This window comes from Leclercia sp. 119287, assembly GCF_009734485.1.
GTDB classification, from domain to species: Bacteria; Pseudomonadota; Gammaproteobacteria; order Enterobacterales; family Enterobacteriaceae; genus Enterobacter; species Enterobacter adecarboxylatus_C.
Map to the genome: position 1 here is coordinate 4,319,365 of NZ_CP046445.1, position 13,508 is coordinate 4,332,872.

A 13,508-nucleotide genomic window follows, 5' to 3' on the forward strand; every position below is an offset into this window, starting at 1 on the left:
TCACCTCCCAAAGTAGGAGATGAGGTGTGTAGGGTCAGGAGCGCTTCAACAGCATCCAGAGACTGATCAGGAAGAAGGAGGCGCTCGGCAGTAGCGCGCCGATAATTGGCGGGATACCGTAAACCAGCGTCAGCGGACCGAAGATCTGATCGAGAACGTAGAAAACAAAGCCGAAGCTGATGCCGGTGACGACGCGTACCCCCATGGGAACGCTACGCAGCGGGCCGAAGATAAACGACAGCGCCATCAGCATCATCACCGCCACGGAGAGCGGCTGGAAGATCTTGCTCCACATATTGAGCTGGTAACGTCCGGCGTCCTGGCCGCTCGACTTCAGGTACTTCACGTAGTTGTGCAGCCCGCTGATGGACAGCGCATCCGGATCGAGGGCTACTACGCCGAGCTTGTCGGGGGTCAGGTTGGTTTTCCAGGTGCCAGTGACCGTTTGCGAACCGGTGATCTGCTTTGGATCCTGCAGGTTTGACTCATCCACCTGGGACAGACGCCAGACCTTTTTATCGGTATCGAAGGTGGCCGACGTGGCATAACGAACCGCCTGCAAACGGCGCTGATCGTTAAAGCTGTAGATGCTCACGCCGCCGAGCGTGTTATCGCCGGTAACACGTTCGATATAGACAAAGTTATTGCCGTCTTTCGCCCACAGCCCCTGCTGGGTAGAGAGCAGCGAGCCGCCATACATCATCTGTGCGCGATAGTTACGCGCCATCTGCTCGCCCTGCGGTGCAACCCACTCGCCCATCGCCATCGTCAGCAATACCAGCGGGATCGCGGTTTTCATCACTGACAGCGCAACCTGCATACGGGTAAAGCCCGACGCCTGCATTACCACCAGCTCACTGCGCTGCGCCAGCATCCCCAGCCCCAGCAGGGCGCCTAACAGCGCCGCCATCGGGAAGAAGATTTGCACATCTTTCGGAATGCTGAGCAGGGTATACATACCCGCCCCCAACGCATCATAGCTCCCCTGCCCGGCCTTTTTCAGCTGGTCGACAAACTTGATGATGGCGGAGAGAGACACCAGCATGAATAACGTCATCATGATGGTGGTAAAAATGGTTTTACCGATATAGCGGTCAAGAACGCCAAACGCCTGCATTACACCGCTCCTTTACGCGTAAACCGGGCTCGTACACGGCGCATCGGCACGGTATCCCACAGGTTGAGGATGACGGCCAACAGCAGATAGAGTCCGTTAATCACCCAGGTCCAGATAAACGGGTCGATTTTTCCTTTACCGCCATTCGATTTGATCGAGGTTTGCAGCAGGAAGAACACCAGATACAGCAGCATCGCGGGCAGCATGGAAAGCACGCGGCCCTGGCGTGGGTTGACCACGCTGAGCGGCACCACCATCAACGCCATCATAAAGACGGTGAATACCAGAGTAATACGCCAGTGCAGCTCCGCGCGGGCACGATTGGTATCGGTATTGATCAGCGTACGCATGCTCATCTGCTCAGTATCGCTGGGATCCAGCGCCACCGCCTGATGACCAATAATCGCCTGATAGTTCTGGAAGTCGGTGATGCGGAAGTCGCGCAGCAGCGCCGTGCCCTCAAAGCGGGTGCCTTTATTCAGGGTCACAATCTGCGAACCGTCTTTACCCTGCGCGAGCTGACCGGAGTCGGCTACCACCACCGACGGACGAGCATTGCCTTTAGGGCGGATTTGCGCGAGGAAAACCTCGTTAAAGCTGCTGCCATCCACGCTTTCGATAAACAGCACGGAATTACCATCTGTAGCCTGCTGGAACTGCCCCTGCGCCAGTGCGGCCATGCCGGGGTTCGCTTTCGCTTCAGCCAGCACCTCATCCTGATGACGGGAAGAGACAGGACCAGCCCACATCACGTTCACCGCGGCGACGATGCCGGTAAACAGCGCCAGGACCATGGCGGCCTTAATCAGAACCGCTTTACTCAAACCACAGGCATGCATGACGGTGATTTCGCTTTCGGTATAGAGTTTACCGAGCGTCATCAGCAGTCCGAGGAAAAGGCTTAATGGCAGGATAAGCTGCGCCATTTCAGGCACGCCTAACCCAAGCAGAGAAAGCACCAGATTTGTGGGAATTTCGCCGTCGACAGCCGCGCCGAGGATCCTCACCAGTTTCTGACAGAAAAAGATCAGAAGCAGGATGAAGAGTATCGCCAGCTGGCTTTTTAGCGTCTCCCGCACCAGATATCTTATGATTATCACATTAAATACGCCCGTAAAAACCCGTCTTTTTGCAGGAAAATCGCTTGTTTCATGGCTTAAACGTCATTTATTCTCTTGAGTCGTCGAAATCATCGCTAAGATTAGAACACCCGGCGGATTCGCGCTTCAGCAGTTGCTATGACGTGTCGAAACCGTAATAACGTAAGATTAACACGAAGTCACCGCAACAGCGGGCATGAGTTACGAAAGGTTTCAATTCTATCCGTAGCTGCTGCTGTTGTCTTTAAGATTCAGGAGCGTAGTTCATGGAGTTCAGTGTAAAAAGCGGTAGCCCGGAGAAACAGCGGAGTGCCTGCATCGTTGTCGGCGTGTTTGAACCCCGCAGACTCTCTCCGATCGCAGAGCAGCTCGATAAAATCAGTGACGGCTACATCAGCGCCCTGCTGCGCCGTGGCGAGCTGGAAGGCAAACCGGGACAGACGCTGCTGCTGCATCATGTGCCGAACGTACTGTCCGAGCGTATCCTGCTGATTGGCTGTGGCAAAGAGCGCGAGCTGGATGAGCGCCAGTACAAACAGGTTATTCAGAAAACGATTAATACGCTGAATGATACTGGCTCAATGGAGGCCGTGTGTTTCCTGACCGAACTGCACGTCAAAGGCCGCAACACCTACTGGAAAGTGCGTCAGGCGGTTGAGACAGCAAAAGAGACGCTGTACAGCTTTGATCAGCTGAAAACCACCAAAAGCGAACCCCGTCGTCCGCTGCGTAAAATGGTCTTTAACGTCCCGACCCGTCGTGAGCTGACCAGCGGCGAGCGCGCCATCCAGCATGGTCTGGCCATCGCTGCCGGGATCAAGGCTGCGAAAGACCTCGGCAATATGCCGCCAAACATCTGTAACGCGGGTTATCTCGCCTCCCAGGCGCGCCAGTTGGCAGACTCCTACAGCAAAAACGTTGTTACCCGCGTGATTGGCGAACAGCAGATGAAAGAGCTGGGTATGCACTCCTATCTGGCCGTCGGGAACGGTTCACAAAATGAATCCCTGATGTCGGTCATTGAGTATAAGGGCAGCCCGTCTGAAGATGTGCGTCCGATTGTACTGGTCGGTAAAGGCCTGACCTTCGACTCCGGCGGTATCTCTATCAAGCCTGCCGAAGGCATGGACGAGATGAAGTACGACATGTGCGGTGCGGCAGCGGTCTACGGCGTGATGCGCATGGTCGCGGAACTCCAGCTGCCCATCAACGTGATCGGCGTGCTGGCCGGCTGTGAAAACATGCCGGGTGGTCGCGCCTATCGTCCTGGCGACGTGCTCACCACCATGTCGGGGCAGACCGTGGAAGTGCTGAACACCGACGCTGAAGGCCGTCTGGTGCTTTGCGACGTACTGACCTACGTTGAGCGCTTCGAGCCAGAAGCGGTGATCGACGTAGCAACTCTGACCGGCGCCTGTGTAATTGCGCTGGGGCATCACATCACCGGTCTGATGTCGAACCACAACCCGTTGGCCCACGAGCTGATTGGCGCCTCTGAACAGGCGGGTGACCGTGCGTGGCGTCTGCCGATGGCCGATGAGTACCAGGAGCAGCTGGAGTCCAACTTTGCGGATATGGCCAACATCGGTGGGCGTCCTGGCGGGGCCATTACTGCCGCCTGCTTCCTGGCGCGCTTTACCCGCAAATACAACTGGGCCCACCTGGACATCGCCGGTACCGCATGGCGTTCCGGTAAAGCCAAAGGCGCTACCGGCCGCCCTGTTGCTCTGCTGTCGCAGTTCCTGCTGAACCGCGCCGGGTTTAACGGCGAAGAGTAATTCATCGTCTGTTGCCCGGTGGCGCTACGCTTACCGGGCCTACGGAAAATGCCGTTTGTAGGCCGGGTAAGCGTAGCGCCACCCGGCTTTGCATTTAAATCCAAAACAAGAAGCCCCATATATGAAAAACGCAACGTTCTATCTTCTGGACAATGACACGCAACAGGATGGCTTAAGCGCCGTCGAACAGCTGGTGTGTGAGATTGCCGCAGAACGTTGGCGCGGTGGAAAACGCGTGCTCATTGCCTGCGAAGATGAACAGCAGGCCATCCGTCTGGATGAAGCCCTGTGGGCACGACCGTCAGAAAGTTTTGTTCCGCATAATCTCGCGGGGGAAGGACCGCGCGGTGGCGCGCCGGTGGAGATCGCCTGGCCGCAAAAACGCAACAGCAGCCCGCGGGATATTTTAATCAGCCTGCGTACCGGCTTTGCAGATTTTGCCACCGCTTTCACAGAAGTGGTAGACTTTGTCCCTCACGAAGATTCTTTGAAACAACTGGCGCGCGAACGCTATAAAGCGTACCGCCTGGCTGGTTTTAACCTGAATACGGCAACCTGGAAATAATGGAAAAGACATACAACCCACGCGATATCGAACAGCCGCTTTACGAGCACTGGGAACAGCAGGGCTATTTCAAGCCTAACGGCGATGAAAGCAAAGAGTCCTTCTGCATCATGATCCCGCCGCCGAACGTCACCGGCAGTTTGCATATGGGTCATGCCTTCCAGCAGACCATCATGGACACCATGATCCGTTACCAGCGCATGCAGGGTAAAAACACCCTGTGGCAGGCCGGTACTGACCACGCGGGTATTGCTACCCAGATGGTGGTCGAACGCAAGATTGCCGCTGAAGAAGGTAAAACCCGTCACGACTACGGCCGCGACGCCTTTATCGACAAAATCTGGCAGTGGAAAGCAGAATCCGGCGGCACCATTACCCGTCAGATGCGCCGTCTCGGTAACTCCGTGGACTGGGAGCGCGAGCGCTTCACCATGGACGAAGGTCTTTCCAACGCCGTAAAAGAAGTGTTCGTCCGTCTGTATAAAGAAGACCTGATTTACCGCGGCAAGCGCCTGGTAAACTGGGACCCGAAACTGCGCACCGCCATCTCTGACCTGGAAGTGGAAAACCGCGAGTCTAAAGGCTCCATGTGGCACATCCGCTATCCGCTGGCCGACGGTGCGAAAACCGCAGACGGTAAAGATTATCTGGTGGTCGCCACCACGCGTCCGGAAACCCTGCTGGGCGATACCGGCGTAGCCGTGAACCCGGAAGATCCGCGTTATAAAGATCTGATTGGCAAGTTCGTGGTGCTGCCGCTGGTAAACCGCCGCATTCCGATTGTGGGCGATGAACACGCTGACATGGAAAAAGGCACCGGCTGCGTGAAGATCACCCCGGCGCACGACTTTAACGACTACGAAGTCGGTCGTCGTCACGCCCTGCCGATGATCAACATCCTGACCTTTGATGGCGACATCCGTGAAAGCGCGGAAGTGTATGACACCAAAGGCGAAGAGTCTGGCGTTTATTCCAGCGACATCCCGGCTGAGTTCCAGAAGCTGGAGCGTTTTGCCGCGCGTAAAGCGGTGGTTGCCGCTGTTGATGCTCTGGGCCTGCTGGAAGAGATCAAACCGCACGACCTCACCGTTCCTTACGGTGACCGTGGCGGCGTGGTGATCGAACCGATGCTGACCGACCAGTGGTACGTCCGCGCCGACGTGCTGGCGAAACCGGCGGTTGAAGCGGTTGAGAACGGTAGCATCCAGTTCGTACCGAAACAGTACGAAAACATGTACTTCTCCTGGATGCGCGATATTCAGGACTGGTGTATCTCCCGTCAGCTGTGGTGGGGTCACCGCATTCCGGCGTGGTATGACAACGAAGGCAACGTCTACGTTGGTCGCACTGAAGACGAAGTGCGTCAGGAAAACAACCTGAGCGCTGACGTTGCCCTGCGTCAGGACGAGGACGTGCTGGACACCTGGTTCTCCTCCGCGCTGTGGACCTTCTCCACGCTCGGCTGGCCAGAGAACACCGACGCGCTGCGTCAGTTCCACCCAACCAGCGTGATGGTGTCCGGCTTCGACATTATCTTCTTCTGGATCGCCCGCATGATCATGATGACCATGCACTTCATCAAAGATGAAGACGGCAAGCCGCAGGTTCCGTTCCATACCGTCTACATGACCGGTCTGATCCGTGACGACGAAGGCCAGAAGATGTCCAAGTCCAAGGGTAACGTTATTGACCCGCTGGACATGGTTGACGGTATCTCGCTGGAAGACCTGCTGGAGAAACGTACCGGCAACATGATGCAGCCGCAGCTGGCTGAGAAGATCCGCAAGCGTACCGAGAAGCAGTTCCCGGACGGCATCGAGCCACACGGCACCGACGCCCTGCGTTTCACCCTGGCGGCGCTGGCCTCTACCGGTCGTGACATCAACTGGGACATGAAGCGTCTGGAAGGTTACCGCAACTTCTGTAACAAGCTGTGGAACGCCAGCCGCTTTGTGCTGATGAACACCGAAGATCAGGATTGCGGCTTTAACGGCGGCGAAATGACCCTGTCGCTGGCCGACCGCTGGATCCTGGCGGAATTCAACCAGACCACTAAAGCGTTCCGTGAGGCGCTGGATAGCTATCGCTTCGATATCGCGGCAGGCATCCTGTACGAGTTCACCTGGAACCAGTTCTGTGACTGGTACCTGGAGCTGACCAAACCGGTAATGAACGGCGGAACTGAAGCGGAACTGCGCGGCGCGCGCAATACCCTGATTACCGTGCTGGAAGGTCTGCTGCGTCTGGCGCACCCGATCATCCCGTTCATCACCGAAACCATCTGGCAGCGTGTGAAGGTCATTGCCGGTATCAGTGCCGACACCATCATGCTGCAGCCGTTCCCGGAATTCGATGCTGCGCAGGTTGATGAGGCCGCAGCCGCCGATACCGAGTGGCTGAAGCAGGCGATCGTTGCCGTGCGTAACATCCGTGCAGAGATGAACATCTCCCCGGGTAAACCGCTGGCGCTGCTGCTGCGTGGCTGCAGCGAGGCTGCGGTTCGTCGCGTCACCGAGAACAGCACCTTCCTGCAGACCATGGCGCGTCTGGAGAGCATCACCGTGCTGCCTGCGGATGATAAAGGTCCGGTCTCCGTGACCAAAATCATCGACGGTGCCGAGCTGCTGATCCCGATGGCTGGCCTGGTTGACAAAGATGCTGAGCTGGCACGTCTGGCGAAAGAAGTGGCCAAAGTCGAAATCGAAATCGGTAAGATCGAAAGCAAACTGTCTAACGAAGGCTTTGTCGCCCGCGCACCGGAAGCGGTTATCGCTAAAGAGCGTGAGCGTCTGGTTGGTTTCGCCGATGCGAAAGCGAAACTGATTGAGCAACAGGCTGTCATTAGCGCGCTGTGATGAGTGAAGCTATGCATGTAAATGCCTCTGTAACGGCGCATCTGCGCCGTATCACCGCCACGGATAACCCGGCAATTGCCGGCGTTATCCGCCGGGTATCAGCCGAATACGGCCTGACGGCCGATAAAGGCTATACCGTTGCGGATCCCAATCTCGACGAACTGTATTCGGTGTACAGCCAGCCGGGGCATGCCTATTGGGTTGTTGAGCAGAACGGCCAGGTTGTGGGTGGCGGCGGCGTTGCGCCGCTCTCCTGCAGCGAGCCGGACATCTGCGAACTGCAAAAAATGTACTTCCTGCCCGTCGTCCGTGGACAAGGCTTAGCAAAAAAACTGGCGTTACAGGCGCTGGATCATGCCCGCGAGCAGGGTTTTAAACGCTGCTATCTCGAAACCACTGCCTTTCTGACCGACGCCATCAGACTGTACGAACATCTCGGCTTTGAGCATATCGACCAGCCGCTGGGATGTACCGGACATGTTGATTGCGAAGTGCGGATGTTAAAAACGTTATAATTCCTTTCCTGCCCCCTTCTGTTAAGCGACTGTAAACTGAATGCTCTACACTCTCAGTTCCACACCATCAGGGGGTAATATCATGTCGAAGATAAAAAGCTACGCCGCACCGCAGGCGGGTGCAGAGCTTGAGCTGTACGAATACGATGCGGGCGAGCTGAAAGCAGAAGACGTTGAAGTTCAGGTCGATTACTGCGGGATCTGCCATTCCGATCTGTCGATGATCGACAATGAATGGGGCTTCTCGCAATACCCGCTGATTGCCGGGCACGAAGTCATTGGCCGCGTGGTGGCCCTGGGCAGTGCCGCGCAGGAAAAAGGGCTGAAGATTGGCCAGCGCGTGGGCATTGGCTGGACCGCACGCAGCTGCGGTCACTGTGACGCCTGTATCAGCGGCAACCAGATTAACTGTCTGGAAGGCGCCACGCCTACCATCCTCAATAACGGCGGTTTCGCCGACAAACTGCGCGCCGACTGGCAGTGGGTCATTCCTCTCCCTGATCAGATCGATATCGAATCCGCCGGTCCACTGCTGTGCGGCGGGATCACGGTTTTCAAACCACTGCTGATGCACCATATCACCGCCACCAGCCGCGTGGGGGTCATTGGTATCGGTGGTCTGGGCCATATTGCCATCAAGCTTCTGCATGCCATGGGCTGCGAAGTGACGGCGTTCAGTTCCAACCCGGCAAAAGAGCAAGAAGTGCTGGCGATGGGGGCTGATAAGGTGGTGAACAGCCGGGATCCTGAGCTGTTGAAAGCCCTGGCAGGTCAGTTTGATTTAATCATCAATACCGTGAACGTCGATCTCGACTGGCAGCCGTACTTTGAAGCGCTGGCCTACGGCGGCAACTTCCATACCGTCGGTGCCGTCCTGAAGCCACTGCCGGTTCCTGCGTTCACGCTGATTGGCGGCGATCGCAGCGTATCGGGTTCTGCAACAGGCACACCTTATGAGCTGCGTAAGCTGATGAAGTTTGCCGGCCGCACCAAAGTCTCTCCGACCATCGAGATGTATCCGATGTCGAAAATCAACGAAGCGCTCCAGCACGTTCGTGACGGCAAAGCCCGTTACCGCGTGGTGCTGAAAGCAGACTTTTAAGCTGTTGTTGCCCGGTAGCGCTACGCTTACCGGGCATTTAACCACTACCGCACTAACGCGCCAAACACCTCGGCCACCGCCACCGCGCCAGGATCGGCTACCCCATCGAGATTCTCCTTATTCACATAGGACGAGCGCCCCGCTCCGGCTTTGCTCATGCTTGCTGTGGCATCAGCGCCCTGCTGTGCCGCACTGACGGCGGCCTCAAGATCCCCGCTCTGCAGCGCTTCCAGCGCGGGCTGGAGTGCGTCGATCAAGGTACGATCGCCGCGATCGGCCCCGCCATAATGTTTCATTTGCGCAAGTCCGGTCAGTAAGGCATCGGGCAAGGGCTTACCGCCACGCAGCGCCTGCCCGGCGGCGGTAAAGAAGATTGACATCAACACCCCGCTCGATCCCCCCATCACCGTCGCCAGCCGCTCCCCCACCACCAGCAACAATTGCGGCAGATCGTTCAGCGGCAGGCGTTCCTCTTCAAGCCATTGCGCAATATCCCGCGCGCCTTGCGCAAAGGTCGATCCCGTATCGCCGTCCCCTACTTTCGCATCCAGGGCATTAAGGCGATTTTCCAGGGCGATTAAGCAGCCCGTGGCAGCGGCGAGATACCGCGCGACGTTTGCGTTCGCCGACGGCGTAAACTCCACGCTGTCATGCAGCGGAGTGTGCGCCAGCGTGCGCAGCGGCGCAAAGGCCACCGGCTTTTGCCAGCCCAGCGTCTCCACCGGCGCGGTAATCGCCTGCTCAAAGGCCGGATTCAGCTTCAGCAGGGATAACGAAAAGCCTTTCATGTCCAGCGAACTCACCAGCGGCGCCGGGCCAATCAACCAGGCGATCTGATCCTTCAGGGCCGAATGCGCCAGCTCTTTGGTCAGCAGTGCCATCTCCAGCGCCGAGACGCCGCCGAGGTTATTGATCAGCACGGCCAGCCGCCCAACACCTGCCTGCGCCAGCAAGGGTTTCACCAGCGTATCGATAATCGCCCTGCTGTTTTGTGTCTCGACCACCGAGGCCCCGGGCTCACCGTGGATCCCAAGCCCCAGCTCAACATGGCCTTTCCTGATACGCCCCTCTTCATCGTCGCTGCCCGGCAGGTTGCAGGTCTGCATCGCTACGCCCAGGCTCCAGAGGTTGTCGCAGGCCTGACGAGCCATGTCCCGCACCTCATTTAACGATTTCCCCTGTTCGGCGGCGTACCCGGCAATCTTATGCACCAGCGCGGTTCCGGCGATGCCGCGCGGCTGTTTGTTATCCGGGAGGGCGATATCATCGGCCACAATCACCATCTCCACTTTGAGCCCAAGGCACCTGGCTTTTTCCGCCGCGAGGCCAAAGTTGAGGCGATCCCCGGTGTAGTTTTTGACGATCAGCAGACAGCCACGATCGCCCGTCACCGCCACGATGGCATTCAGCACCGCCTCTACGCTCGGTGAAGCAAACAGATCGCCACAGACGGCAGCAGTCAGCATCCCTTTACCCACAAATCCCGCATGCGCCGGTTCATGGCCGGATCCGCCCCCGGAAATCACCGCCACGCGGCTTTTATCCCAGTCGGCGCGCACCACGACGCGGATAGCCGGATCGCTATCCAGTTTGACGAGATTGCCATGCGGGGCGGAAATGAGCATACCTTCAATGGCGTCATTAACCAGCTGTTTGCGGTCGTTAAAGAAGAATCTGGACATAGCTTTCCAATATGTTGTTTACCCTGTGTAAAAGCATAGTCCGCGTTGCGTAATGCGCCGCAAAGTCAGAAATTGACCCGCTCTTTTTACCGTCAGGTTGCCTATACTCCACGCAGGACTGAACGAGGAAGCCGATCATGAGTACACCCCTGCTGATTGCCCGGACGCTGGATAACGAACTCTATCTCCTGCCCGCAATGGCAAACCGTCATGGCCTGATTACCGGCGCTACCGGCACGGGTAAAACGGTGACGCTGCAAAAGCTGGCCGAGTCATTTTCAGGTATCGGCGTGCCGGTATTTATGGCTGACGTGAAAGGCGATCTCAGCGGTGTTGCCCGGGAGGGTGTCGGCTCAGAGAAGCTTCTTGAACGGTTGAACAATATCGGCGTCACCGACTGGCAACCGGAGAGCAATCCGGTGGTGGTCTGGGATATTTTCGGTGAAAAAGGCCATCCGGTGCGCGCTACCGTGTCCGATCTCGGCCCGCTATTGCTGGCGCGTCTGCTCGATCTGAACGAGGTACAGTCCGGCGTGCTGAACATCATCTTCCGCATTGCCGACGATCAGGGGCTACTGCTGCTCGACTTCAAAGATCTGCGGGCCATTACCCAATACATCGGGGATAACGCCAAATCGTTTCAGAATCAGTACGGCAATATCAGCAGCGCCTCCGTGGGGGCTATCCAGCGCGGTTTGCTGACGCTGGAACAACAGGGCGCCGAACACTTCTTTGGCGAGCCTATGCTGGATATCAAAGACTGGATGCGTACCGACAGCAACGGCAAAGGCATCATCAATATCCTCAGTGCAGAGAAGCTCTACCAGATGCCGAAGCTCTACGCGGCCAGCCTGCTGTGGATGCTCTCCGATCTCTTTGAGCAACTGCCGGAAGCCGGCGACCTGGAAAAACCGAAGCTGGTCTTCTTCTTTGACGAAGCGCATCTGCTGTTCAGCGATGCGCCACAGGTGCTGCTGGATAAGATCGAGCAGGTGATCCGCCTGATCCGCTCCAAAGGGGTGGGCGTTTATTTTGTTTCGCAGAACCCGTCTGATATTCCCGACAACGTGCTGGGCCAGCTGGGCAATCGCGTCCAGCATGCGCTGCGCGCCTTTACGCCCAAAGACCAGAAGGCGGTGAAAGCCGCTGCGCAGACCATGCGCGCCAACCCCGCCTTTAATACCGAAGCGGCTATTCAGGCGCTGGGAACCGGCGAGGCGCTGATCTCCTTTCTCGATGCCAAAGGCAGCCCGTCAGTGGTGGAGCGCGCGATGGTTATCGCCCCCAACTCCCGGATGGGACCGGTCAGCGACGATGAGCGTAACGGGCTGATCAACCATTCGCCTGTCTACGGAAAGTACGAGGATCGGGTGGACAGAGAGTCTGCCTTTGAGATGCTGCAAAAAGGGGTGCAAAACAGTACGGCGCAGCAGGAGGCCCCCGCCGCGAAAGGCCAGTCCGTTGCGGTCGATGACGGGATCCTCGGCGGGTTGAAGGACATCCTGTTTGGCAGCACCGGTCCGCGCGGTGGTAAACGCGACGGGGTGGTGCAAACCATGGCGAAAAGCGCGGCGCGTCAGGTGACGAATCAGATTGTACGCGGTGTGCTGGGCAGCTTATTAGGCGGACGCCGAAGATAACGCGGGCACCCAGGGTGTGCCCAGCGCCGAGCCCTGAACCCCCTGCGCATTCAGATAGCGGTCCAGCTCCACCATCCCCGTCCAGCGGTTCTCGCACCACAGCGGTGCCAGCAGCGTTGGGCGGCGGGCGCTGGCGGAGATGCGGTGATACACCACTTCCGGCGGCGTGTGGCGGATCATCTCCCCGGCCGTCACTACATACTCGTTCAGCTCGATACCGTTCAGTCGCCCGGCCTCCCAGGCTTTAGCCATAATGCTTCCCGTCACGATATGCAGCGGGTGCAGCTTAATACCATCAAGGCCGGTCTCCACCACCTTATGCAGGGTTTCCAGGGCGTGGGATTGCCCTTCACCCGGCAGGCCGACAATCAGATGGGTACAGACCTTCAGCCCGCGTTCCCGCGCCAGTCGGGTGGTACGTTGATAGCAGGCAAAATCGTGGCCGCGATTAATACGATGCAGCGTTTTATCGTGCGCGGTCTGCAAGCCCAGCTCCAGCCAGATCTCATACCCCTGCTCTTTGTATTCGCTGAGCAGATCGAGTACCGCCTCCGGCACACAGTCAGGCCGGGTGCCGACACAGAGTCCGACGATATTGGCCTGGCTCACCGCCTGTTGATACATCGAGCGCAGTACCTGTACTTCTGCCCATGTGCTGGTATAGGCCTGAAAATAGGCCAGATACTGTTTCGCCCGATTCACCAGCGCCGACTGGTGGGCAAGCTGCGCCGCAATGGACTGATGCTGCTGCGCCTCATCGGCAAACGAGGCCACATTACAGAAGGTACAGCCGCCGCGCCCGATAGTACCGTCGCGATTCGGGCAGCTAAAACCCCCGTGCAGCGACAGCTTATGAACCTTTTGCCCGTACCGGCGTGAAAGATCCCCACCAAACATATTGACTAATTTCTGTAACTGCATAATCTGATAGACCGCCCCGTTGAAAGGGGACAAGCCTGCCATTTTTAACCTCCGACGGCGATGACCTGGATCAATCGTCCCGGCGTGCTTTTATCCTTTGCATAATTAACCAGGATAATTGCAATTTCATTCATCGTCTTTCTAATTACTTTTCCTTATGTTCTGCAGGATTTTTTCATTTATATCGTCTGCGCTGAAAAACAGTGACATCATGCGGGCTTTCCCCCTGTGGT

At 57.4% G+C, this 13,508-nt stretch carries 10 protein-coding genes; 6 read left to right on the forward strand and 4 right to left on the reverse strand.

What is annotated here, in order from left to right; translation table 11 throughout:
* Nucleotides 1–34: 34 nt before the first annotated feature.
* Both lptG and lptF read right to left on the reverse strand, forming a co-directional pair.
* Nucleotides 35–1,117 carry an LPS export ABC transporter permease LptG gene (gene lptG / locus GNG27_RS20745; protein ID WP_142487262.1) on the reverse strand — a complete coding sequence of 361 codons (1,083 nt, stop codon included), beginning with the start codon at nt 1,115–1,117 and terminating at the stop codon, nt 35–37.
* Complete coding sequence (gene lptF / locus GNG27_RS20750; RefSeq protein ID WP_142487263.1) at nt 1,117–2,217, reverse strand: LPS export ABC transporter permease LptF; 1,101 nt, start codon at nt 2,215–2,217, stop codon at nt 1,117–1,119. The genes lptG and lptF overlap by 1 nt, the downstream gene beginning before the upstream one ends.
* A 266-nt stretch (nt 2,218–2,483) precedes the next feature.
* Here lptF and pepA point away from each other — a divergent pair, with 266 nt between their 5' ends.
* From pepA to GNG27_RS20775, 5 genes are all read left to right on the forward strand, one after another.
* Nucleotides 2,484–3,995 carry a leucyl aminopeptidase gene (gene pepA, locus GNG27_RS20755; RefSeq protein ID WP_142487264.1) on the forward strand — a complete coding sequence of 504 codons (1,512 nt, stop codon included), beginning with the start codon at nt 2,484–2,486 and terminating at the stop codon, nt 3,993–3,995.
* A gap of 121 nt (nt 3,996–4,116) precedes the next feature.
* Nucleotides 4,117–4,560: a DNA polymerase III subunit chi gene (holC, locus tag GNG27_RS20760; protein ID WP_142487265.1), complete on the forward strand. Its 444-nt coding sequence runs from the start codon at nt 4,117–4,119 to the stop codon at nt 4,558–4,560.
* Nucleotides 4,560–7,415 carry a valine--tRNA ligase gene (locus GNG27_RS20765; RefSeq protein ID WP_156264729.1) on the forward strand — a complete coding sequence of 952 codons (2,856 nt, stop codon included), beginning with the start codon at nt 4,560–4,562 and terminating at the stop codon, nt 7,413–7,415. Before holC ends, GNG27_RS20765 begins: the two co-directional genes overlap by 1 nt.
* Before the next feature lie 11 nt (nt 7,416–7,426).
* Nucleotides 7,427–7,930 carry a GNAT family N-acetyltransferase gene (locus GNG27_RS20770; protein ID WP_142487267.1) on the forward strand — a complete coding sequence of 168 codons (504 nt, stop codon included), beginning with the start codon at nt 7,427–7,429 and terminating at the stop codon, nt 7,928–7,930.
* A gap of 82 nt (nt 7,931–8,012) precedes the next feature.
* Complete coding sequence (locus GNG27_RS20775; protein ID WP_142487268.1) at nt 8,013–9,032, forward strand: NAD(P)-dependent alcohol dehydrogenase; 1,020 nt, start codon at nt 8,013–8,015, stop codon at nt 9,030–9,032.
* Nucleotides 9,033–9,076: 44 nt separating this feature from the next.
* On the opposite strand, the gene GNG27_RS20780 is transcribed toward GNG27_RS20775, so the two are convergent.
* Nucleotides 9,077–10,714 (reverse strand): dihydroxyacetone kinase subunit DhaK, encoded by a 1,638-nt coding sequence (locus GNG27_RS20780; protein WP_142487269.1) that lies wholly within the window; start codon nt 10,712–10,714, stop codon nt 9,077–9,079.
* A 137-nt stretch (nt 10,715–10,851) separates the two neighbouring features.
* On the opposite strand from GNG27_RS20780, the gene GNG27_RS20785 reads away from it, so the two are divergent.
* On the forward strand, nt 10,852–12,354 hold the full coding sequence (locus GNG27_RS20785; RefSeq protein WP_156264730.1) for a helicase HerA-like C-terminal domain-containing protein: 1,503 nt from the start codon (nt 10,852–10,854) through the stop codon (nt 12,352–12,354).
* Here GNG27_RS20785 and GNG27_RS20790 read toward each other — a convergent pair.
* On the reverse strand, nt 12,334–13,275 hold the full coding sequence (locus GNG27_RS20790; protein ID WP_156265187.1) for a TIGR01212 family radical SAM protein: 942 nt from the start codon (nt 13,273–13,275) through the stop codon (nt 12,334–12,336). The genes GNG27_RS20785 and GNG27_RS20790 overlap by 21 nt on opposite strands.
* Nucleotides 13,276–13,508 lie beyond the last annotated feature (233 nt).